Here is a 21,457-nt window from a genome sequence, read left to right as displayed (position 1 = left end):
GCCGCGAGTACGCCACCGGTAAGTGCGAGAAAGGTAAACATCACTTTTCTATTCATACTGCCCTCGGCTCGTCAATTGCATTGGAAGGACCATGCGGTGCCAATGGACGTCGCGCCATCGCAACTCTAGGTCGCCATATGCTGCCTCAAACAACCGATCCGGAGATCCGCAATTGGTGTCGGATGTTCCGAAGATCCGCATCTGGCGAACTGATCGATTTCATACGCAGTTTCGCCTGGGGATTCATTTTCCACCTCACTACCCGGGAGCTGAGAGCCAAGCACTAAGAGGGGGTTAGGCACCTGCGCCGGCTTCTTGCTGGGTGAGGCGTCGCAGCAGCCGGACCAGCCTCTTGTCGAACGCCGGGCGCTGCGCCGGCAACCCCGGAATTCATGGCTTTGCATGATCGCGTATCAAGCCATCCGGATGATGCGGAAGCATGGCTTGCTTTGGAGCACGCGACAGGAGCGGCGCACCTAACTGAAGATGCGGAGATCTATCTCAGGCTGAGCTGGCGGAACCTGCGTGGCAAGCTGGCGCGCAAAAAACGGCTTCATTCTTGACTGAGAATGCAGTCGGCCAGGGGCACAACATGGATATCCAATTCAGTCGTAAAAATTCGCAATCCGAGACCTCCGAATTGGGATCACTGGACACGCTTTCTGGACCTGCGGATTGATTTTCTACCGTATCTATAACCGTCGCTTCACACCGACTTAGGCGTCTCTTGATACCAAAGCAAGCGGACGTTTTTTCAGGAGATCTTTTTTGCTCGCGGAGGTTAAAAATAACATGACTGAGAAGCTACGGACACGGAAAGCATTCTGCGCGGCTTCAGCATTTGTTGCAGGAATGTTAGTTGTTGGAGTTGCGGGGTCGTCTGCCGATGATGACACCAAGATGCCTGGGCGGTACTTGCCGGAGTACACGGCATCCGGAGAGATTATGCTCCCAAAAAATTTCCACGAATGGGTTTACGTCGGATCGCCACTGACGCCCAACGCCCTTAACAATGGTAAGGCAGCTTTTCCGGAATACCACAATGTCTACATAGAGCCGGGATCATATGCTATCTACAAGAAAACGAATGTGTTTCCGGAGGATACAGTTTTCGTCAAGGAGCTGCAGCTAACGCTGCCAGGTGAGAATCCAGATGGATCGCGGACCGAGCCTTCAGGGCGAGGTTATTTTCCCGGAACCTTTTACGGTGCTGAAGTGGCTGTAAAGAATTCCAAGCGATATGCTGCATCCGGCGGCTGGGGATATTTCGATTTCAAATATTCCAACGCAAAGATGACCACTGCGAAGGTTCAGGAAAACGGTAGTTGCGCATACTGCCACACAGCGAGTGCGAAGAAGGATATGGTCTGGACGCAATTCTACCGTCTGCTGGACAAGTGATACCAAGGCATCAGGGCCAGATGCGAGACGGGATTTTTGAAGCCGAGGAAGAGTAGGGATTTAGGGCTTCAGAAGAAGGCGAGGGGACAGGTGCGCGGCGAACAGCTTGTCCGATACGGAAAAAGCTTTGGGATAAATCATGCTGTGTCGCTCGATGCCGAACCCTTCGCGGTCTACTGCATAGCTCAAGCTGAACTATCATCTATTTGACCGTCGCCGGCACGTTAAGCGGGTCAAATTTCGAGGCTCGATAGCCTCAACGGCCACTATCGAAATCGAGGGTTTTTACTGCCAAAAGACCGCGACAATTACGAGTAAGCGATGCCGATCTCGCAGATAAAAATCGGATTCAACATCTTGGGCTTTCTGAATTAGGGATAAGCCTGAAATTTATACCCTAGGTCGGCAGGTTAAAGAACGAGCGAATGCGAGTGAGAAGCTGGCCCGGCGGGCCGGGATGGCTACAGGTTGCCGCAGCGGCCGCGCGGGCCAGACGCTCTTGTCCGCGACGCGCCGAGGCCTCAAAAGCGGAAACCAGCTCCGGCTCTTCCTCCAACAGCGGTGCGACGTCTGATTTACACAGCTCGTGCAGGATGCAGGGCGTCAATGCCGTAACCGTTGCGGCATGGGGCGCGCCGGTCAGCATGCCGATCTCGCCGATATAGTCGCCCGGGCCAATCCGACCGACGACAAAGCTTCTCTCAGGCATCTGGCGCGTGACTTCCAGCACGCCGGATGCAATGATGAATAGTGAGGATCCGGTGTCGTCCTGGGAAAAGACGATATCTCGCGGTTCGAGCATGCGACGAATGAGCTTGCCGACCAGCCGCTGCCGGTGCGCCTGCGAAAGGCCATGAAATATCGAAAGCTCGCTTAAGAGCTGGTCCAGCGGATAGGCCCCTAACAGCGGAGACGCAATCCCGCTATCCGAAGCTTCACCCTCCGCCGCTCCTTTGTCGCCCAGTTTCTCCGCGAGCGCGCCGTTCCCCATATGCCCAGACCACGAAATTCGCTCAGACGGCTTCCGCTCGGCTGGCCGGATTCCCTCGTAACGGAATTGCCGGGCAATCTCTTTCATCAGCATGCTCTTGGTGCTCCAGAGGAGACTGCTCGATGCGACGGAAAAGGCGATCTGATAGTGATTGCTCCGCGATCCCAGGCGGACCAAGGCGACGGATGGCTCCGGATCCCTCATCACATTGGGGCAAAGGAGAAGCGCGCGCTTCAACAGATCGCAGGTGTGGTCGGGATTGACCCTCGGGTCGCAGGATATCTCGATGGTATCCCCGCGCCGGGCCGTTGGGTAGCTTCGATTGATAATGCGGGACTTGGCGACGACGCTATGCGGCACGACGGCGATATCGTTGCCATCCGTGCGGATGTGGATCGATCGCCAGTTGATCTGGACGATCTCGCCTTCCACCGGGCCTTCGATCCAGATGCGGTCGCCAAGCGAAACCGGGCCTTCGATCTGAACGGCGACGCCGGCAAAGACATCGGCAAGGGTATTCTGAAGCGCCAAGCCAAGCACGATGGCGATGACGCCGGATGTGGCGACCAGTCCGCCAATCGGCACGTTGAAAACGGTGTTGATGACAATCAGAACCGCCGCTAGGTAGACACCGCCCGAAATCAGATCGGAAGCCAGTTTCGCTTCCCGGGAGCCGCGCGCCGTCGGTAGGGTTGCACTGCCGATGGCCACGGCGATGCGCGCGCCCAAGATCCACCATGCGGCAACGATGATCCGATGCCATAGCTCGATAGGAGCCGGGCCGCGATCGAACCTTGGGTTCAAGGGTGATCCAGCGCTATCGATAACGATCACGCTCAACAGGACAAACAGGAGAGTTGTCGAAATCAACCCGATCCACATGTGACGCTGCGGCATGAAGCGCCAACTCAAGACGAAAAGGAGAATAAGGACCGTGGCGACCAACGGTTCGATCAGCGGGAGCATTCGGCCTTAACCTCATTCTAGAAAAGGACGTGAATCAAGACGGGCAATCAGATCGCCTCATGATTCAGATTGTTCGATACCTGGAGCGTGACATCGCGGTTGGCTGTCGGGCAAAGCTGAAACTCAAGAAAAACACCCTCATCGCTACAACTGCTTCAGTCTGGCGGCAGCAGCTTCGGCATCGACTGCCACTGACTTCATCGGATTTCACCAGACCGCTCCGTGGTTGAATGGTTAGCGTCCGCTACAGGCCGCCTTCTAATTCGCGTTCGTCAACCCAGGATCTAGGACGACGCTACGCCGCACGGGAGGGCGCTGGACCGAAGAATCACCGCCGCCGAATGGCAGCCTAAGCCAGGTGTGTGGTCTTAGGGTCCGGAATGTGTACTAATTCGTTCGGCTTTGTGCTGGATCTTCTTGGCCGAATGCCAAACGTCGCTTGGGTCATTCCTCAGGCTTCCCTTTTTGCAGTCTCGCCAGATCAGGTCGAAGCAATATTTCGCGAACTGGAAATCTCGTGCGGACGTCCCGCGAAATTATAGCCGCATATGGAATCGGCCTTTTAACTTGCAACGAGCCTTTGATCAGTGCGGGTGCCCCAGGCTTTTAAGGTCAGTTAGCTGTTTCTCGAGCAACGCAGTCGTTGGTCCTCCAGCTGGCCGCCTATAAGAAATTCCGACGTGTCATCCTGACTGCCGGCACGATTGCCGTCAAAAACCCGATCCAGTATGAGGGTGAGGTCGGCATCCCAGCGAGAATTCGGTGGCACTGACGGGGATGACGCGGACGGTCATTCGCCAGCTTGCCATCCCGGACCGCAGCGACCAAATCAATCTCACGCCGCCTTGCACACGTCGCCAACGATCAACGAGGAGGGCAGAACCGCTCGCCTCCCCAAGTCCTCACGGACGAACGCGGATGATCGTCTTCCCCTTGCGTCGCTCGGTCGAATTGAAGGCGGCGACGGCATCATCGAGGGTCGAGACAGTGCCGATGTTCGTCCGCAGTCGTCCGTCCCGCACCCGCTGGACAATCTCACTTAGTTGGGCACGATCGGACTCTACGACAAAGTCGACCGTCAGGCCTTTGTCGGGCCGCGCCTCGGTCGGCCCGACGACAGAAACCAGCGTTCCTCCCGTTCGAATCAGGCGTGCCGACCGCTTCTGGATGTCGCCACCGATGACATCGAACACCAGATCGACGCCGCCGACGTCTTCCAGCGTGTCGTTGTCGAGGTCGACGAACTCCTGTGCGCCGAAGTCGAGGGCCTTCTGACGGTCGGCCGCGCGTCCCGTGCCGATGACATACGCGCCAGCCTCGCGCGCGAGTTGCGTCACCATCGTCCCGACTGCGCCTGCCGCACCATGCGCGAGGACGATCTGACCCGCCTTAAGGTGGCCGTGCTGGAACAGTCCCTGCCACGCGGTGAGGCCCGAGATTGGCAGGCTCGCGCCCACCGTGAAGTCGACATCGCCCGGGAGCGGCGCGAGATTGCGTGCCTCGATGGCCACATACTCCGCCAGGGTGCCGTCGCGATGCCAGTCGGCGATGCCGAACACTCGCTGTCCCACCGATAGTCCCGTCGTGCCGTAGCCGAGAGCGCTGACCACTCCGGCCAGCTCGTGGCCAGGGATCGACGGTGTTCGGTCACGGTCGCGGCGATCGGTCCAGGTCGAAGGCCACGCCATCTCAGTCGGAACGAATCCCGACGCATGAATCTGAACGATGACGTCGTTTATCGCTGCCGGCGGTTCGGGCCGCTCCACCAGCCTCATTCCAGCCGTTCCAGCAGTCTGGTCCGTCACCACGATTGCTTTCATCCTCCACCTCCTTGTGTGGCATGTCGTCCTTCGAATCCCTTTGCAAACCACCGAATACGACGCGAAACTCGGTGGGTCCAATGACCTGTGGTTATGAAATCGATGCCCGCCCGAAAATCAAAGGTGCGGTACAAACACTGCTTCTCACGCCGAAAGGGAGCGTCGGTGGAGAGTGATGACTTCGAGACGGCGCCAGCGGAGCTCAACCGCGCACCGGCCCGCCGCAGCGGCCGGTCCGGGGGCGATTTACGTCTGTCATAGATCGCCTCGAGCGCATGCGGATGATACCTTCAGGGAAAACGCCGGTCTTTTGATAGATATGGTAGGAAACCGGTTCGATGTAGACATTGTGATATTCAGGAAAGTTGCCTTTCCTCCGTTCAGGGCGTTAGGGGGCGAGTGGGGATCCACGAAAATTTACTCATGGAAATTTTTCGGCAAAAGAAGCTTGCCGGTGGAGTTGTACGCGGGTAGGTACCGGCCGGACCGCGGAGCATCCTCGGCGGCCGAGTGCCCAAATAAGCGGTGGCAACTGAAATCTCCAAGATTGTCGCGCCGGCCGTGGAACCGTTGGCGCTGAAAAATCCTGTGGATCATCGAGTTCTCCATCTCTTCGGCGTCAGTTGGTGCCGAGCACGCGGTGCGTAACTTGAGACAGAGAGCATTGTAAGGAGGAGCGGAGAACTTATGATCCTAAATATGTGTCCGAATGGCCGCTACTTTATGACGTAAGCTTCAGAAGACCTGATTTGTACAACTTGATCTTGCGCAAAGAATTTGTCGCAAAATTCCCGGCTTTTTGCACGAATTGAACCGCAGGCTCTAGGGACGCGCGAGAGAGGTGTCCTGACTGATCACAAGCCGCTATTTCGGTGATCCGGGCATCTGCCGTAAGCCATCGACTGAAAGACTTCGTCGCGCATATAGAAGTGGTGGAAAACAGCCGCGGCTGCAGGCACGCCGGCAATCCAAAGGATGGCGTGCCCGGAGGGCACGTTGACCGTAGTCGGCGCCCCTTCCAAATTACCCAGCTCCTATTTCATCACGTACCAGAGGGAAGTCGCCATCGTGCGGGGTTAGCCGCATTCCACAGCTGATTTGCGAAAGAGTGCAGACTGTGCATTCATTCTCAAGCATAGTTCGCATTGCATCCAAAAGAGCCATAGCCCGTTAGGTTCGACTCTCAACTGGCCAACGCCCGTGGGGACGGCTGCAAGGACCTTCTCAGAGCTACCGCGCCCAAGGGCTTTTTATCCTTTCAGGCTATGATCGCTTTCGAATGCATTGGGACCTTAAAACGCGACGGCTAGAAAGGAGAAATTTCGCTCCCGGTGTAACTTTGCAGCCTTATCGAGCGAAACATACTAGGGGAAAATGGCGTTCGGCTGTCTCCTCACTGGATTTTGACGACAAAGACAATCGGATCTTTGTTCGGGCCGGAGGTATCATGCATGGGTTTCAGGGTACGTGTGAATGATCGATTTGCCGACGACCGCCATGAAACCGGGCACTTTGACCGCGAGTGTGCTGAGCGAGGGTGAGCCAATTACCCGTGCCTTGACGCCAGCCATTCACGTGGCGATGACCTATATACGGGATGCGGATAATGGCTACAGCTCGGGCAATGTGTATGGCCGGGCTGACAATACGTCAGTGCGCCAGGCGGAATCGCTCATTTCTGAATTGGAGGGGGCGGCAGAATCTCTGGTTTTTGGCTCAGGCACGGCCGCGGCGACAGCGCTTTTCCTTTCGCTGGAGCCAACCCATATCGTCGCCCCGCAGCTGATGTATTGGGCATTGCAAAGCTGGCTTCGACAGTCACCCCGATTTGGCCACCAGATTACATTCGTTGACATGTCTGATTTAGAGGCGGTGAAGGCAGCGATCCGGCCTGGGAAAACCGGTCTCGTTTGGATCGAAACGCCCAGCAATCCTCTTTGGACTATCACTGATATCGCGGCTGTTGCACAATCTGCTCATGTTGCAGGTGCGCTCGTGGCGGCGGACTCGACTGCTGCTACGCCGATTCTGACGCAACCGCTGGCCTACGGCGCCGATATCGTCCTGCACTCGGCAACTAAATACCTGAACGGCCATTCGGATGTCAGTGCCGGAGTGCTGGCCATCGCGAAGCCCAATGAACTTTGGTCACGCGTCCGGAAGATGCGTGAGCAAAACGGTTCGGTGCTGGGCCCGTTTGAGGCATGGCTGCTGGCGCGTGGCTTGCGGACCCTCGACATTCGAGTCAAGGCGCAGAGCAGAAGTGCCGAGGTCCTGGCGCGGCGCCTAGCAAAGCACTCGGCGATCTCAGGCGTGCTCTATCCCGGCCTTGTTGATAGTCCCGGCCATCGGGTTGCCGCCAGCCAAATGATGGGCGGATTCGGTGGCATGCTGTCGATCCGCCTGAAGGGCGGACCCAGGGTCGCTATTTCCACGGCGGCCAATGTCAGCATTTGGCGTCGGGCTACGTCGTTCGGTGGCATCGAAAGCCTGATCGAGCATCGTTCTTCCATGGAAGGCGAAGGCTCGCTCTGTCCGGCCGACCTGCTGCGCCTATCTGTTGGGCTGGAGGATCCAGATGATCTCTTCAATGATCTCGAGAGAGCGATTGCGCGGTCGGCGTGAGCCTCAGCTCTGAGCGGAGAATGACATGATTCCAACAGTTGCCGTGGCGATCATGTGCAAGACGCCGCGACCCGGTCTCTCGAAGACGCGACTTTCCCCACCCCTTAGGGCAGAAGAATGTGCCGAGATTTCCGGTTGTTTCATTCGCGACCTCTCCAGCACGATTTCGCATCTCGCCCTTGAAGGCAGATCCAGAGGCTATGCTGTTTATACGCCGGTCGGTTCAGAGCGCCAACTGGCGCATTTTCTGCCTTCGAGCTTTGGCATGTTACCGCAATACGAAGGTGACTTTGGCGCGCGGCTCTATAGAGGTATCGTCGATCTCTTGGCGATTGGCCATGTGGGGGCGATCCTCGTTAATTCCGATAGCCCAACCCTGCCGCGCTCAATTCTGCGCCAGGCAGTTGAATCAGTATTGAAAGGCGACCGAGTTGTGCTCAGTCCGGCACTCGACGGTGGCTACACATTGATCGGCCTTTCGCGACCACACCGTCATCTATTCGATGGGATTCCCTGGAGCACCGAAGAAGTTTACCGGCTCACCTTGAAGCGGGCAGAGGAGATTAAGCTGCCTGTATCGGTGATCGATGGCTGGTACGATGTTGACGACGCAGCTTCGTTTGCAATCCTTGAAGCGGAAATTCGAGGCGAGTGCCCGGAATTCGCGTGCGATCAAATCCCCGAACTGGCTCCAGCAACCCGGCATTTCCTTGAAAAGCGCCGTACCGTATCGAACGTGGCATAACCCTATGGAATCTCCAGTGGTAGCCGTTGTTATTCCCTGCCTTAACGAAGAGGCCGCCATTGGCGCCGTCGTGCGAGATGTGCTGGCCATGCCGGTCCGAGAGGCAATCGTCGTCGACAACGGTTCCACAGACCGGACTGCGGAAGTCGCAGCGGCGGCAGGTGCGCGCGTTGTCAGTGAACCGGTATGTGGATATGGCCGCGCTTGTGCCGCGGGTATTGCCGCCTTGCGGGCGAACACTGATATCGTCTGTTTCCTAGATGGAGACGGCAGCGATGTGCCTGCCTTTATCCCATCCATCATTGCGCCCCTCGCCGAAGATCGGGCCGATTTTGTCATGGGTTCGCGCATTCGAGGGAAACGGGAGCGCGGAAGCCTGACACCACAGCAGATTATTGCCGGTTGGCTTGCCGGAGTATTGCTTGGATTAACCTACGGTGTTCGGTTCACCGATATGTCGCCACTGAGAGCAATGCGCGTCGATCACTTGAGTACCCTAGGTATGCGGGAGATGACCTATGGCTGGAACTTAGAGATGCAGATGCGGGCGGCGGCCAAAGGATTCCGGTGTCTTGAGATTCCGGTCGACCATCGCCGCCGCCGCGGTGGACAGTCAAAAGTCTCGGGGAACCTGATGGCTGGCCTGCGGGCCGCGGCGAAAATCGTGTCGACGTTTTTCCGGCTGGCAAGAGAGTTGCCAGTCGAGCGTCCAGACTTTCCGCGCGGGATATATTGATGGCCGAGACGAGGAGTTGCCCATGCGCGTGCTGTTGACAGGTGGCGCCGGCTTTATCGGCAGCCACGTCCTCGGGAATCTGCTCGCAAATCAACACGATGTCCGCGTCTTAGATTCGCTACGCCCTGATGTACACAAAGGTGACAGCTGGATACCGCCCGAGCCGGCAGAGTTTCACGCCGGCGATGTGCGAAAGCCGGATGTGATCGATCAAGCATTGAAAGGAATTGACGCTGTCATTCACCTCGCTGCCAAAGTCGGTCTCGGGGTGGCGATTGGCGACATGCCGGACTATGCCTCCTCGAATGACCATGGGACTGCCGAATTGCTGGCCGGCATGGCGCGGGCCGGCGTCAAGCATCTCACTCTAGCAAGCTCGATGGTGGTTTATGGCGAAGGTCTCAGCCACTGCCGCGAACATGGCGCCGTGGCGCCGGGACCCCGGCAGCCTGCTGCCTTGCGAGCGGGTAATTTCGAGCCGCCTTGTCCGATCTGCGGATGCCCGCTCGCGCCTCTGCTTGTGACCGAGGATGCCAAGCTCGATCCCCGTAACGCCTATGCAACCAGCAAGCTGGCCCAGGAATTCTATGCCACGAACTGGGCAAGGGCGATCGGCGGCAGTGTTGCCATGATGCGCTATCACAATGTCTATGGACCCGGCATGCCGAAGGACACGCCTTATGCAGGCGTAGCCGCGATTTTCACGTCGATGCTGCTCGCCGGCAGGGCGCCGCAGGTTTTTGAGGATGGTGGACAGCGGCGCGATTTCATCCATGTCGCCGATGTTGCCGCAGCGACCGTGCTTGCTTGTGAAGCCCACAAGACCGGCGTCACCGCTTTCAATGTGGGATCCGGTACGCCCCGCTCGGTAGGCGAGATGGCGCAGGCGCTGTCACGAGCACTCCAGGGGCCTGCCCCTGTCGTCACCGGCCAATTCAGGCTGGGAGATGTCCGGCATATCACGGCTGATTCGAGCCGACTGCGGAATCAGCTTGGCTGGCGGCCGCAGATCGAATTCGATGCGGGCATGCAGGAATTCGCTGCCGCTTCAAGAGACACTTCCGTCATCCGGGCGAATTACGGTGCGGCGGGACAATGAGCCGCTTCGCTCTCATTGCCCTCATCCTGGCGAGTGTTTCAACCAATGCCGCGGCCCAGCTTCTGCTCCGCTGGGCAGCACGGGATGGGCTGGTGCCGGCGCAAAGTTGGTCGCCTAGCTCGTTCCTCGAATTCATATTTCGCCCGGGCATCATCGGCGGCCTTGCCTGCTATGCCCTCAGCGTCGTCATCTGGGTTATGGTATTGAGCCGCGCCGAGGTCTCCTTTGCTTATCCGTTTCTGGGGCTTGGCTTCGTCCTCGTCACCTTTGCCTCGGCATTCCTGCTGGGCGAGGCGATCAGCGCACAGCGCCTTGCCGGCACCGCTCTCATCGTCCTTGGCGTTGCCGTCCTGGCGCGCGGCTGAGTTTCGGCCTGCGGCTATTTCTGTGCTTGTGGAGCATCTGTCGCATCGGTATCAGCTGCGACATAGATGCGCCATTTTCCTTCTTCGACTTGAACCAGGCGAAAGAACTTGCTGGTGGCGAAAGGATCATGATTCCACGCACCGTCCTGTGACGTAACCACCGCCGCCCGGCAGCCGTAGTCGCGATAGAGGCGGGTGACATCCTCGGCCGAACCGGTACCATCAAATACCCGAAGAAACAGCGATGATATGTCGAGCCGTTCCTGGGTGGGCAGCGAGGCAAAAGCTATTGCCAGCTCGTTGCCGGCAAAACAGGATCGGCGATCACTGAGCAACGCCCAAGAGATGTTGACGGGCCAAGGTGTCACTTCCTGGAGATAGGCAGGATTGTTGGCAATGCGGGTCTCGGCATTCGTATGACTCCGGACTGCCGCCCAGAGTGCGGGCGACTCGGCAAAAGCGCGCGCCGAAGCGGTCATGTGGCCGAAGAGGTTTCCGGTGATGTTATGCCAGGTGTCAGGCAACGCCCCCACGAAGGCGATGACGACGATCACTGCGGCAAAAGCGTAGCGCCTTACATTGAGCCCCCGGAGCCAGTGCGAAACGGCAATCGCAGATGCGATAGTGAGAACAAAGAGCCCAGGCAAGATGGCGCGCCATCCAAGGTCGTTGTTGTCGCCCACGGTACTTAGGAGCAGCCAGCTGCAACCAAGGGAACCAAAGCCCAGCACTGTGAATGCCCAACCGAGGTGTTCCCGTTGCTCGTCTTCGTGGCCGAAACGCACTATTCGTCGCAATCCCACGAGGCCGGGAATGAAAATCAGCGGAAACTCGAGGGGAAGGAGGACCAGCCAATAGGCTGGGATGTCGAGGGTTTGGCGCCATGCCGGTGGGAACAGTACACCAAGCACTGGGGCCGCATGGATTGTAATGGGCAGGCTACCTCTCGCTGCTCCTTCATGAAGCTGGGCTGAAACAAGCGGAAATGACAGGAGGAGGGCGGTAAGCGCTGCGGCAATGCAGGTGATAGCGAAAAGGACGCGTTGCTTGGCACCGGTTCTGCGAAGCACTAATGCTGCTATGGCGATGCCACAGAGGCCCAATGTGATACCTCCGACCCAAACCGAACTCTCGAAACCGGCGGCAAGGAGCAGCGCGATAACGAGTGTGCCAAAGATGGTCGGTCGTCCTGCGAGCTCTGCCAGCAGAAAGACTGCCACCAGGACACAGGCAGCCGCGGTGACGTGATGCGGGCTCCAGCTTGTTTGGAAGAGCCAGCCGGCGAGCCCACTGCCATGCTTCAGGAAGGCATGAAGTGGCTCGTCGCCGAAAATGCCGATCAGGATCGGCCGCAGGGAACCCATGACGCTGAAAAGGACAGCGAGAAAAGCCGGCAGGCGGTCTCCGGAGAAACGCAACGCGAACCCGGCCAGGGTCATCAGCGAAGCAAAGCCCGAAAACCAGCTGAGGCCGATATCTGCCTCCCATCCAGTGGCACCGCATAACCGCGCGAGCTCCGCTGCGCTGAAATGCCAGAGGTAATAGTAGGAAACGCGGCCATGACCACCATCGGCCGCGAAGAAGGGATTGGCTGGCGGGACACCGCTCCGGAGCATCTCGTCGATCAAGGCGATTTTTGCATGATCGAAAATCGGCCCAGCGAGGATCACGCCGCCGTCGATGAACTTTGGAAGGATGGCGGCGGCGGGCAGACAGGCGACAGTGGCGGCCATGGCGAAAAGGGCCAGGCCCGCTCGGGGAGCAGCCGATCGCTCATTCGACTCAAACTCAGTTTGCTTGCGCGGAAGAATAAAAGCGAGGCCAGCGACAATGGCCGCGGATGCGAAAATTGTCCCGGTGGAAAAGCCAGTCAAAGAACTCAAGGCGAGGGAGACGGCGCTTTGCGTCGCCCAGCCCATGACAGGTGCTAATGGCGCGGCGAGGTCGCGGCCAAATCCAAGCCGCCGGTTGATGAGCCAGCCAAGCGGCATCCAGAGAAGGAGCGCCATGATGCCGCACAGAACCGAACTTGAAAGGGAGGCCATCAGCCGCGCGCCACTCCGGTCATTTCCGCCAGGTCAGTCAGATATTCTAGCCCGAGTAGCCCTTCCTTGGCGCCGGGGACACCAGACCACTATATCCCGCTGAACCAGTTGAATCCCTGCTTTTCCCAGAAGCCTTCAACATAAGTATTGGTTACCTCGATCGCCCGGATCCATTTTGCGTTCTTGAAGCCGATCTTAACCGCCGTGCGGAGCCGAAGCGGGAAGCCATAGGGATCGGTGATCGGCTCGCCGGCATATTTCGTCGCCAGGATAGTCTGGGGGTGCAAGGCCGATGGCATGTCGAGACATTCGGTGTAATTGTCATTGCAGTGGAAAACGACGTATTTGGCGCTCAGGTCAGCGCCAATTTTTGTCAGAAACTGCTTCAGGTTGGGACCGGACCATTGGCCGATATACTCCCAGCCCTCGACGCAAATATGCTTGATGATCTCTTCCTGCTCGGGGAAACCATGAATCTGCTGAAGCGACCAAGGTCGCTTGTCCTGGATGAGGCCGGCAAGCTCCAGTTGCCAGCCATTGAGATCGATCGGCATCACCCGTTCGATCTCATAATAGGCATTGAAGCGCGGCGGCTTGACGACCTGGGACACTGAGTAGGTCGGGGCGAGCTTGTTGGGGTCAAAAAGCAGGCCCTGCACGCGATCGTTGAAGGCCGAAATCGTGCGGAGGAACGATTGCACTGCAGCCCGGTCAGAGATGTTGCATCCAGAGAGAAACGTCAGCGCACCGAGCGACAAGGTGCCCTTCAGAAAACCGCGACGTTCGATGCTCTCAATGAGTTCCTTGTTTTCGGCAAGCACGCTCTGATCGGGAGCCACCTTGGGGCGAAAGAGCGACCTGGCGGGCGGTCGGATAGACATGCTCGACTTCCTTTCAGGGGTTCGTGCCGGCATCTTCATCGCCGTGGCGAGCGGTCGGAGCGATGCGGGGGCCACCCGTTAGCATGGCCAGGATCGTCTTCGGCACCAAGAGCGCCAGACTGACGTGAACGAGGAAGAAAAGGACGATGGCGGCCATGCCGATGAAATGAAGCAAGCGAGCTGTCTGGAAACCACCCATGAGGGAGACAAGCCCAGAGAACTGGACCGGTTTCCATATTGCGATGCCGGTAATGACCTGCAGGATGATGATGAGGATGACGCCGACATAGAGCAGCTTCTGCACGGCGTTATAATGTGTAAGGTCACTGTGCTTCAGCCGGAAGGTCAAAGCGGCGACCATCTCCTGAATGATCTCGCGTATCCGGATGGGAAGGAGAAACCGCCGGAAACGGCCTGTAAAGATGCCATAGGCCAGGTAGCAGAGGCCGTTCAATACCAGGATCCACATGACGAAGAAGTGCCATTGCAGCGCGTGTTGCGCCCAGACGCCGAGCGTGAGTTCATCTGGGAAATGCAGGAAACCGAAGATCACTTCGTCGTTGTAGATCTTCCAGCCGCTCATCACCATGAGGATCATCGAGATCGCGTTGATCCAGTGCATGATGCGTAAGAGAAGGGGGTGCATGCGTCGCGGCGGCTTCGACGCGCGTGTTTCCGTGATGGCGACCATGTAGCTTACCTTCCGAAGACCTATCTCAACAAGAAACGCAGGAGTCTGAGATAACCAATGTGGGCCATTAACGCCGGCTGATTGCAATCCGGATCATTTCATCGGTGCCGAGTTTCGTGTCACCGTTGCCGTTCCACCTCTCCAATCCGAAGAAGTCTTCACGAGTAATGTCTAGGACGTCGATCTGGCGCGCGAGAATGGCGACGGTTTCAATCGGTACCGCAACTTGATGGCGGTTCAAGTCGAAATAGCCACAGCAAGTCGAAATAAGCTCGATCCTACCGCCAGCCGTGCGCACTACATCGGTTACCCGGCCCATGGTCCGATCATCGTAATCCAGCAACGGCAACCCGATGAGATCGCCCACGCGCACCTTTTGGGGAAAGCGCCGTTCCATTTTCTGCTCGGGTGTCAGGCTGCTGCCGGAGCCAGGAATGACTTCGGTATGTGCTCCGCCAGATGTGCTCGAAGCCCAGCCGATCGCTGAAGCGCCGACAAGAAAAAAAGCGCCCAAAGCAAGAAACGATACTGTCCGGTTCATAGCGACAAAGCTCCTGAGTACGATCTGATCAATCATTTTAGGAGGTCAGTGCTGTTCATGCTGGCCGCCATGCGATTGACCGAACGAATGTCAGGTAATGCAGCACGATTGGCGGCAAGCACTCGGCCCATCATAAGTGATTTCCGTTCACAGGCGGCTCGCTCCTCTACATTGGCTATGGTTTCCAGTTCAGCAGCATGAGCGAGTCCCAGGATGCGTCGATGCATCTCGATCCCGGCAAATCCCAGCGTATCCTGCCAGATCTGTTTCAGCAGCTGTTGCAAGGCGATTTCGCTGCCGAGAGGACGTTGCGCGTCTTCAAAAAATTCGCGGCCACCCAGGATGCCGGTTCGTTCGCGTCGCCAAAGCGCCGAGAACTCGTCGAAAAAAGACTCCCAGATCGTCTCGATGACCTCCAGGATCCAGCCGCCGCGGTCCCGCGCTACATCATCCGGGTGGTGACCTTTCTGCGCAAAGAAGGCAAGCCAGAAATTGCCGAGGAGCGATCCAATATCGAAGCCCATTGGGCCATAGACAGCAAACTCGGCATCGATCACACGACTATCGGTCTCGGTGACCATGATAGAACCAGTGTGCAGGTCGCCATGGAGAAGCGTCTCGGCACAGTTGCAGAATTTTGCTTTGAGGGAGCGTGCCGCGAGTTTGAGATCCATGTCCTCTCGGGCGGCTCTAGCGTAGTCCTCGAGTCCGGGCGTGTGCTGGTTCCGCGGATGAGTCATGAAGGGATCCGTGAAGAAAAGGTCTTCCGTAATCCCGGCAAGTTCGACGTTGCGTGAAAAGAGCGCCAAATCCGATTTGCGCTCGGCAGTATTCATGGAGAGATCGGAACCTCGGAAAAGTGTCCTGCCAAGGTACCTGCCAAGATGCTCGCCGAGATGAGGTAGCCTGATATTGCCTGTCAAGGCCTTGCGCAGAATGATATGCGGGTGCAGATGCTCCATCACTAAGTATGCTTGCTCTTCATCGAAATGGATAAGCGCCGGCAGGCGACCTGGATCTCGTGCCAGAAGGCGCGTCAGCGCATGGTACTCGAAGAATGTGCGGTCAAGTGACATCGGCCAGCTTTCGCCGACCACGCGGGCATACGGCAAAGCCTGCTTGATTACGAGCGATCCGCTGTCACTCTCGACAATGAAGACCAAATTGAGATTGCCGTCGCCGACTTCGCGAACGCGCCAGCTTGTGGCGGGTCCGAGATGCTCCCCCATCGATTTGAGGGAGGCCAGTCGCCCGGGCAGAGCCCGGGCTGTTAGAGGCTCATATCGGCTTTTGTGCAATACCTGCATTGGGTCTGCTCATAGGTCATAAGTACTGAACAAATTTCCAGGCTGTTTCTTAGATGCGATTATAGGCTAGTTCGTTAGGATTTAGGTTCCTTCGTTTGGAACGCCTCGCCCGGTCCCAGTGCGGCTCTATTTACTTTGCCGGCACTGATACTGGGTTGCGTTTGGCGGCCTGGGAAGCTTTAGCCAGCCCGCGGTGGATATTGACCTTTACGAGAGAGATCGATTGGCCCGTTTTCATGGACGCCTCTTCGATCGTAAAACCTTCAATCTTCACCAAATGAATCACTTCTCGCTGCGCCGGGTTTAGTGTTGTCAGCAACTGGGACAGCGCGATCCTGCTCGTCATCGCTTCTTCATTTCGATCATCCTCAATATCGACGGATAGCTCCACTTCAGCGCGCCGCGCTGAGGCACGTAGGTGATCGAGCCGCTTATGGGAAGCAATCCCAATCAACCAGGGTCTGAACGGCCGTCCAGCGTCGTAGCTATAGCGCCTCTCATGCATCGCGATGAGCGTTTCCTGAACTGCATCCTCGATGTGATCTAAGGGCAGGCGTGACGCATAGAATCTCCGTAACCAAGCGCGGATATCCTTCAGAAGTTTTGCGTAGATGCTCGGGTTTGCATCGCCACCGGAAACCAACAAAAGGCCCCAGCTATCAGCGGCCGAGGTCGCTGTGCGCGAACTTTTGGCCTTAGGCGCCTCCTGAAGAAAAGTCGAATTTAGCGCGCCAGAAATAGAAACCTGTGCCACTGCCGATATGCAACCTTTCTCGATGGCATGCTTAGTGCGATTTTCTTCTCTGGGGGCCGCTGTGCACCCGCTTGTAATGACTTGGATTGATTCCATAGCTATCTTTGAAAGCACGACTGAAGTGACTGCGGTTTGCGAATCCCGTCTGTGCCTTGAGTGGCGCATCGTTCCCAACCGAAAGAAATAGTCGTCCGGAGAGCACGTAGTGCACCTCTACTTTTTTTAAGGGTGGAATTAAAATTTCTGCATCGCGCGATCTCGCATATCGCAAAAGCATCCACGTCGACCTCGAGCGCAGAAAGAAGAAGGCTTAGATTATGTAGCTTCATTTTGACTCCAAGCATTTGGAAGTCAGAGACGGGAGTTTTCCAGTTTAATTTCCATGACCTCAAAAGAAACGGACTTAAAGCAACCGAATTGAGACGTTTAGGCACCTACATCACAGGATGCAGGCTTTCTCCGGAAGCACTGAGGTCGTGACACTGGACCGTGTTCGATGAAGAATTTTCGTTGCTGGTTTCCCTTGCTGGAGGGAGTAACACCGTCCGACACGTAGTCGGATCATACTCGAGAAGCGCGAGATGGGTCCGATTGAACGCTGAGGCAATCGTGAAGAGGACTAGCGAAGCAGCTCCCGAACCGGCGCCATCCCCTGGTGGAAGAACCATCCGACACCGCCAAAATCTGAATAATTGATGTCAGAGAAATGATGGCGGTCAGTCAGCTTCCACCAAAGAGTGACAGATAGCTAACTTTTTTGCTCAGATAATCGTCATTGTAATAATGACAATGGCAATTTTATTAGGACGGTATGTTGGCGTAGGGATCCTTGCTGGGTCCCCAATAGACTTGGAAACAGCAACCAGCCACGCACACTGTTGCAAGTCCTTTATTGCTCTTTACCTGCCCGAACCCATCGCCAATGATGTAGTCGCCCGCTTCACGACGTATACCGCCGGCCAGTTGGTCTCATGACTTTTCCAACTTCCCTGCGGTAACCTGGCGACCTTTGGCCGGTCTTTAACGACGTGTCGGCGGGACAACGCCCAGTCGCACCAGCGAGCTATGGTAAACCATGATGTTACATCTCGACCGCGAGGCGCCGCTCCAGCATCAGATCTATGACCAGCTCAAGCATGCCATTTTGAGCCGCCGGATCAAAGGGGGCACGCGGCTGCCGTCCTCGCGAGCTTTAGCTGACCGGCATGGGGTCTCGCGCAACACGGTCCTTATTGTTTATGAGCAGTTGCTTGCGGAAGGCTATTTGGAAACGCGGCCCGGCGCCGGCACCTTCATTGGCCGCTCAATGCCAGAGCTCAAGGAAAGTGGGGCGCAGTACCCGGAGCCCCGGTCAGCGCGGCCTGTCCGTCTATCGCGCTACAGCGAGCGTCTCAGTGGACTTGACGTCAGCACGTTGAACCGCGGTACGGGACTGCGCTACAGCTTTAATTATGGCAGCGTGAGCGCCGCCGACTTCCCGGCCGATATCTGGCGGCGCCTGCTGCTCCGTGAGATCCGGCGCCGTGCAGGTAAGCCATATCTCTATGAAAATCCGCAAGGGTTGCCGGAGCTTCGGGCCGCTTTGGCCGATTACCTGCATCGCGGTCGGTGGATTGACGCCAGACCGGAGCAGATCCTGATCGTCAATGGCTCGCAGCAGGCGATCGATCTCGCGCTGCGGGTTCTGGTCGATCCCAATTCGGCCGTGGTGGTGGAGGAGCCCTGCTATTCCGGAGCGCGCCTGGCCTGCGAAGCGATGGGTGCTCGGCTGCTGCCCGTGCCGGTGGATGCCGACGGTCTTGACCCGGCGCTTCTTCCACCAGTGGAGACCGGCGTGCGGCTTGCTTATGTCACGCCTTCGCACCAGTTCCCGACCGGGGGCGTGATGCCGGCGGCGCGCCGCCTGGCTTTGCTTGATTGGGCGACGCGCGCTGGCACGTACATCCTGGAGGACGACTACGACAGCGAATATCGCTACGAAGGACGGCCGGTCGAACCGCTGCAAGCGCTCGACCGCGCTGGACAGGTGATCTATTCCGGCACGGTCTCGAAGGTGCTCGCACCAGGTCTGCGCCTCGGCTACATGGTACTGCCGCCAGATCTTGTACAGCCCTTCCTGCGCGCCAAACAGCTGACCGACCGCCACACTGCGTCGCTGGAACAGGCGGTCTTCGCACATCTCATCCGTGATGGTCATTTCGAGCGCCATCTCCGCCGCACCCGCCGGCGCAATCAGCGTCGGCGCGATGCGTTGTTAGCTGCACTGACGACGGCCTTCGGAACCGAAGTTGAGATCGCAGGAGCGAAGGCCGGACTGCATCTTGTCGTCCGCTTTCGAGGCATTTCAGCGACTTTGGCGGCCAGCGTCGCCGAAGCCGCCGCGCAGCATTCGGTGGGCATCACAGCGGCCGAAGTTCGTGCCGGAGGAGACGGTGCCAGTTTCGTCATGGGCTATGCGGGCCTCGACGAAGCGGACATCCGACAGGGCGTCGCATTGCTGCGGGAGGTTGTCCAATCCTTTCACCGCAGGAGTCAGCGCGGGCGGGGCGGAAGATTATCCAAACCGGTACCATAAAAACTAAAAAAATTGGAATCCACACTCCCTCAGCAGTGTCGAAAACGGAGATAATTGGATCTAAATAATCTACATATTCGTGGCTCTTTTGCGACCAATATACTCGGCCTAGGCTGGCCGGCGAAACTTGTATTGGAGAGCCACATGACTTTGCCCGCCAATGGCGTGCCAGCCCCTTACGCCGCTCATTCGCTCCGCCTCAAGACCGGCCTCGCTGAAATGCTGAAGGGCGGAGTCATCATGGATGTAACCGATGCCCGACAAGCCGAGATCGCCGAGCGCGCTGGTGCGGTTGCGGTCATGGCGCTGGAACGTGTGCCGGCGCAGATCCGTGCCGAAGGCGGTGTCGCACGCATGGCTTCGCCCAAGAAGATCAAGGAGATCATGGAGAGCGTTTCCGTTCCCGTGATGGCCAAATGCCGCATCGGTCATTTCGCAGAAGCGCAGATCCTGCAGACGCTCGGCGTCGACTTCATTGACGAATCAGAAGTGCTGACTCCGGCGGACGAAGCGCATCACGTCGACAAGCACGCCTTCACGACGCCGTTCGTCTGCGGTGCGCGCAATCTCGGCGAAGCCTTGCGCCGGATCGCCGAGGGTGCGGCGATGATCCGCACCAAGGGCGAAGCCGGCACCGGCGACGTGGTCCATGCGGTGAAGCATCTGCGCCAAATCGTAAAGGATATCCGCAGCCTCACCGTGCTCAGCGCACAGGAACTTTACGCCACCGCCAAAGAGCTCGCCGCGCCGTATGAACTGGTGCGCCTGGTGGCCGAGACTGGCAAGCTGCCGGTCCCAAATTTTTCCGCCGGCGGCATTGCGACGCCGGCGGACGCCGCGCTCGTTCGCCAGCTCGGCGCCGAGGCAGTGTTCGTCGGCTCCGGCATTTTCATGCGCGATTCGACGGAGTTCGCCGAACCGGAGGAGGCGGAACGCCGGGCCAGGGCGATCGTGCGCGCGACGACGCATTTCACGGACCCGGCGATCCTCGCCGAGACCAGCGCGGAATGCCAAGGTGCTATGAAGGGCCTTGCGGTGGCGGCGCTCTCTCCGGGCGACATGCTGCAGGACCGCGGATGGTAGCGCAGCCACAAGCGGCCGCGGTCGCATCCCCGCGTGTTGGCGTCCTCGCGCTGCAAGGGGACTATGATGCACATGCGCTGGCCTTGGAAGAAGCGGGGGCGCAGGCTGTTGCCGTGCGCCTGCCGACCGAGCTGTTCGAACTCGATGCACTGGTGATACCCGGCGGTGAATCGAGTGCTCTGCTGAAGCTGATGGCGCGTGACGGCCTGTTCGATGCATTGAGGGACTTTGCCGCGAAGAAGCCGGTCTTCGGCACCTGCGCCGGATGTATCCTACTGGCGCGACGCGTAGTTGCGCCGAAGCAGCCTAGCCTCGGCGTACTCGACGTGACGGTCGAGCGCAATGCTTACGGTCGGCAGATCGAATCGGCGATTTTGAGGACGCCGACTACATTGGGAGGTGAGCCTATCGAAACGGTCTATATCCGTGCACCTCGTATCATGGCCACGGGGCCGGCGGTCGAAGTCCTCGCGATGCGCGACGGATCGCCGGTCCTCGTTCGCCAGAATCACGTCCTCGCCTCCACGTTTCATCCAGAGTTGACCGCCGATCGCCGCGTGCATCGGTTGTTCTGCACGATGGCTATGGAGTATGGGCGCATAGATCGCGACCTCACTCGTCCCATTGATGTTGCAGGTTAAGTCGTGGTTGATGCGCTAACGTCCCCAATAATCTCTTGTGTCAAGGAAGCACACGAGAAAACAAACAAGGGCAGCGGGATAGACGTCCCGCTGCCCTTGTGGGAATGTCGGTTTATGAAGCGAGGGTAATGGCAGGGAAGGGGCTGCGGCCGGGCCCGCGCCAAATGGAAGATTGAATTATGAGCATGTTC

19 protein-coding genes are annotated in these 21,457 nt (G+C 57.9%); 11 read left to right on the top strand and 8 right to left on the bottom strand.

The window, feature by feature from the left end; all coding sequences use genetic code 11:
- The 3 genes from SMD27_RS16710 to SMD27_RS16700 all read left to right on the top strand — a co-directional run.
- Positions 1 to 287 (top strand): hypothetical protein (locus SMD27_RS16710; protein WP_320509550.1); only part of this gene is annotated, 287 nt, incomplete at its 5' end.
- 105 nt (positions 288 to 392) lie between these two features.
- Complete coding sequence (locus SMD27_RS16705) at positions 393 to 563, top strand: hypothetical protein (RefSeq protein WP_320509549.1); 171 nt, start codon at positions 393 to 395, stop codon at positions 561 to 563.
- A gap of 229 nt (positions 564 to 792) precedes the next feature.
- Positions 793 to 1,401: a cytochrome P460 family protein gene (locus SMD27_RS16700; RefSeq protein WP_320509548.1), complete on the top strand. Its 609-nt coding sequence runs from the start codon at positions 793 to 795 to the stop codon at positions 1,399 to 1,401.
- A 397-nt stretch (positions 1,402 to 1,798) separates the two neighbouring features.
- Here SMD27_RS16700 and SMD27_RS16695 read toward each other — a convergent pair whose 3' ends face one another.
- The gene (locus SMD27_RS16695; protein WP_320509547.1) at positions 1,799 to 3,358 is read right to left on the bottom strand and encodes a mechanosensitive ion channel family protein; all 1,560 of its coding nucleotides are present in this window, start codon (positions 3,356 to 3,358) and stop codon (positions 1,799 to 1,801) included.
- A gap of 902 nt (positions 3,359 to 4,260) precedes the next feature.
- Positions 4,261 to 5,178 carry an NADP-dependent oxidoreductase gene (locus SMD27_RS16690; protein ID WP_320509546.1) on the bottom strand — a complete coding sequence of 306 codons (918 nt, stop codon included), beginning with the start codon at positions 5,176 to 5,178 and terminating at the stop codon, positions 4,261 to 4,263.
- 1,473 nt (positions 5,179 to 6,651) lie between these two features.
- On the opposite strand from SMD27_RS16690, the gene SMD27_RS16685 reads away from it, so the two are divergent.
- The 5 genes from SMD27_RS16685 to SMD27_RS16665 are packed head-to-tail and all read left to right on the top strand — an operon-like array spanning position 6,652 to position 10,748.
- Positions 6,652 to 7,803, top strand: a complete 1,152-nt coding sequence (locus SMD27_RS16685; RefSeq protein ID WP_320509545.1) for a trans-sulfuration enzyme family protein — start codon at positions 6,652 to 6,654, stop codon at positions 7,801 to 7,803.
- 25 nt (positions 7,804 to 7,828) lie between these two features.
- On the top strand, positions 7,829 to 8,548 hold the full coding sequence (locus tag SMD27_RS16680; protein WP_320509544.1) for a TIGR04282 family arsenosugar biosynthesis glycosyltransferase: 720 nt from the start codon (positions 7,829 to 7,831) through the stop codon (positions 8,546 to 8,548).
- Positions 8,549 to 8,552: 4 nt separating this feature from the next.
- Positions 8,553 to 9,284: a glycosyltransferase family 2 protein gene (locus SMD27_RS16675; protein WP_320509543.1), complete on the top strand. Its 732-nt coding sequence runs from the start codon at positions 8,553 to 8,555 to the stop codon at positions 9,282 to 9,284.
- A gap of 22 nt (positions 9,285 to 9,306) precedes the next feature.
- Positions 9,307 to 10,383 (top strand): NAD-dependent epimerase/dehydratase family protein, encoded by a 1,077-nt coding sequence (locus SMD27_RS16670; protein WP_320509542.1) that lies wholly within the window; start codon positions 9,307 to 9,309, stop codon positions 10,381 to 10,383.
- Positions 10,380 to 10,748 (top strand): DMT family transporter, encoded by a 369-nt coding sequence (locus tag SMD27_RS16665; RefSeq protein ID WP_320509541.1) that lies wholly within the window; start codon positions 10,380 to 10,382, stop codon positions 10,746 to 10,748. The genes SMD27_RS16670 and SMD27_RS16665 overlap by 4 nt, the downstream gene beginning before the upstream one ends.
- A 14-nt stretch (positions 10,749 to 10,762) precedes the next feature.
- Here SMD27_RS16665 and SMD27_RS16660 read toward each other — a convergent pair whose 3' ends face one another.
- The 6 genes from SMD27_RS16660 to SMD27_RS16635 all read right to left on the bottom strand — a co-directional run bounded on the left by SMD27_RS16660 (position 10,763) and on the right by SMD27_RS16635 (position 16,967).
- Positions 10,763 to 12,793, bottom strand: a complete 2,031-nt coding sequence (locus SMD27_RS16660; RefSeq protein WP_320509540.1) for a hypothetical protein — start codon at positions 12,791 to 12,793, stop codon at positions 10,763 to 10,765.
- Positions 12,794 to 12,882: 89 nt separating this feature from the next.
- The gene (locus SMD27_RS16655) at positions 12,883 to 13,674 is read right to left on the bottom strand and encodes a molybdopterin-dependent oxidoreductase (RefSeq protein ID WP_320509539.1); all 792 of its coding nucleotides are present in this window, start codon (positions 13,672 to 13,674) and stop codon (positions 12,883 to 12,885) included.
- Between the two features lie 13 nt (positions 13,675 to 13,687).
- Complete coding sequence (locus SMD27_RS16650; protein WP_320509538.1) at positions 13,688 to 14,365, bottom strand: cytochrome b/b6 domain-containing protein; 678 nt, start codon at positions 14,363 to 14,365, stop codon at positions 13,688 to 13,690.
- Between the two features lie 67 nt (positions 14,366 to 14,432).
- Complete coding sequence (locus SMD27_RS16645; RefSeq protein ID WP_320509537.1) at positions 14,433 to 14,942, bottom strand: PRC-barrel domain-containing protein; 510 nt, start codon at positions 14,940 to 14,942, stop codon at positions 14,433 to 14,435.
- Positions 14,939 to 16,213 carry an S-methyl-5-thioribose kinase gene (mtnK, locus tag SMD27_RS16640; RefSeq protein WP_320509536.1) on the bottom strand — a complete coding sequence of 425 codons (1,275 nt, stop codon included), beginning with the start codon at positions 16,211 to 16,213 and terminating at the stop codon, positions 14,939 to 14,941. The genes SMD27_RS16645 and mtnK overlap by 4 nt, the downstream gene beginning before the upstream one ends.
- Positions 16,214 to 16,343: 130 nt before the next feature.
- On the bottom strand, positions 16,344 to 16,967 hold the full coding sequence (locus tag SMD27_RS16635; RefSeq protein ID WP_320509535.1) for a sigma-70 family RNA polymerase sigma factor: 624 nt from the start codon (positions 16,965 to 16,967) through the stop codon (positions 16,344 to 16,346).
- Between the two features lie 1,075 nt (positions 16,968 to 18,042).
- On the opposite strand from SMD27_RS16635, the gene pdxR reads away from it, so the two are divergent.
- The 3 genes from pdxR (at position 18,043) to pdxT (ending at position 21,266) form a co-directional block, all read left to right on the top strand.
- Positions 18,043 to 19,542 (top strand): MocR-like pyridoxine biosynthesis transcription factor PdxR, encoded by a 1,500-nt coding sequence (gene pdxR / locus SMD27_RS16630; protein WP_320509534.1) that lies wholly within the window; start codon positions 18,043 to 18,045, stop codon positions 19,540 to 19,542.
- 144 nt (positions 19,543 to 19,686) lie between these two features.
- A complete protein-coding gene (pdxS, locus tag SMD27_RS16625; RefSeq protein ID WP_320509533.1) occupies positions 19,687 to 20,625 on the top strand; it encodes a pyridoxal 5'-phosphate synthase lyase subunit PdxS in 939 nt (312 codons plus the stop codon).
- Positions 20,619 to 21,266, top strand: coding sequence for a pyridoxal 5'-phosphate synthase glutaminase subunit PdxT (pdxT, locus tag SMD27_RS16620; RefSeq protein WP_320509532.1), 648 nt, complete (start codon positions 20,619 to 20,621; stop codon positions 21,264 to 21,266). Before pdxS ends, pdxT begins: the two co-directional genes overlap by 7 nt.
- Positions 21,267 to 21,457: the final 191 nt, after the last annotated feature.

Origin of the sequence: Dongia soli, assembly GCF_034044715.1 — a bacterium.
GTDB lineage: Bacteria > Pseudomonadota > Alphaproteobacteria > Dongiales > Dongiaceae > Dongia_B > Dongia_B soli.
This window is presented reverse-complemented; position numbering and strand designations above follow the sequence as displayed.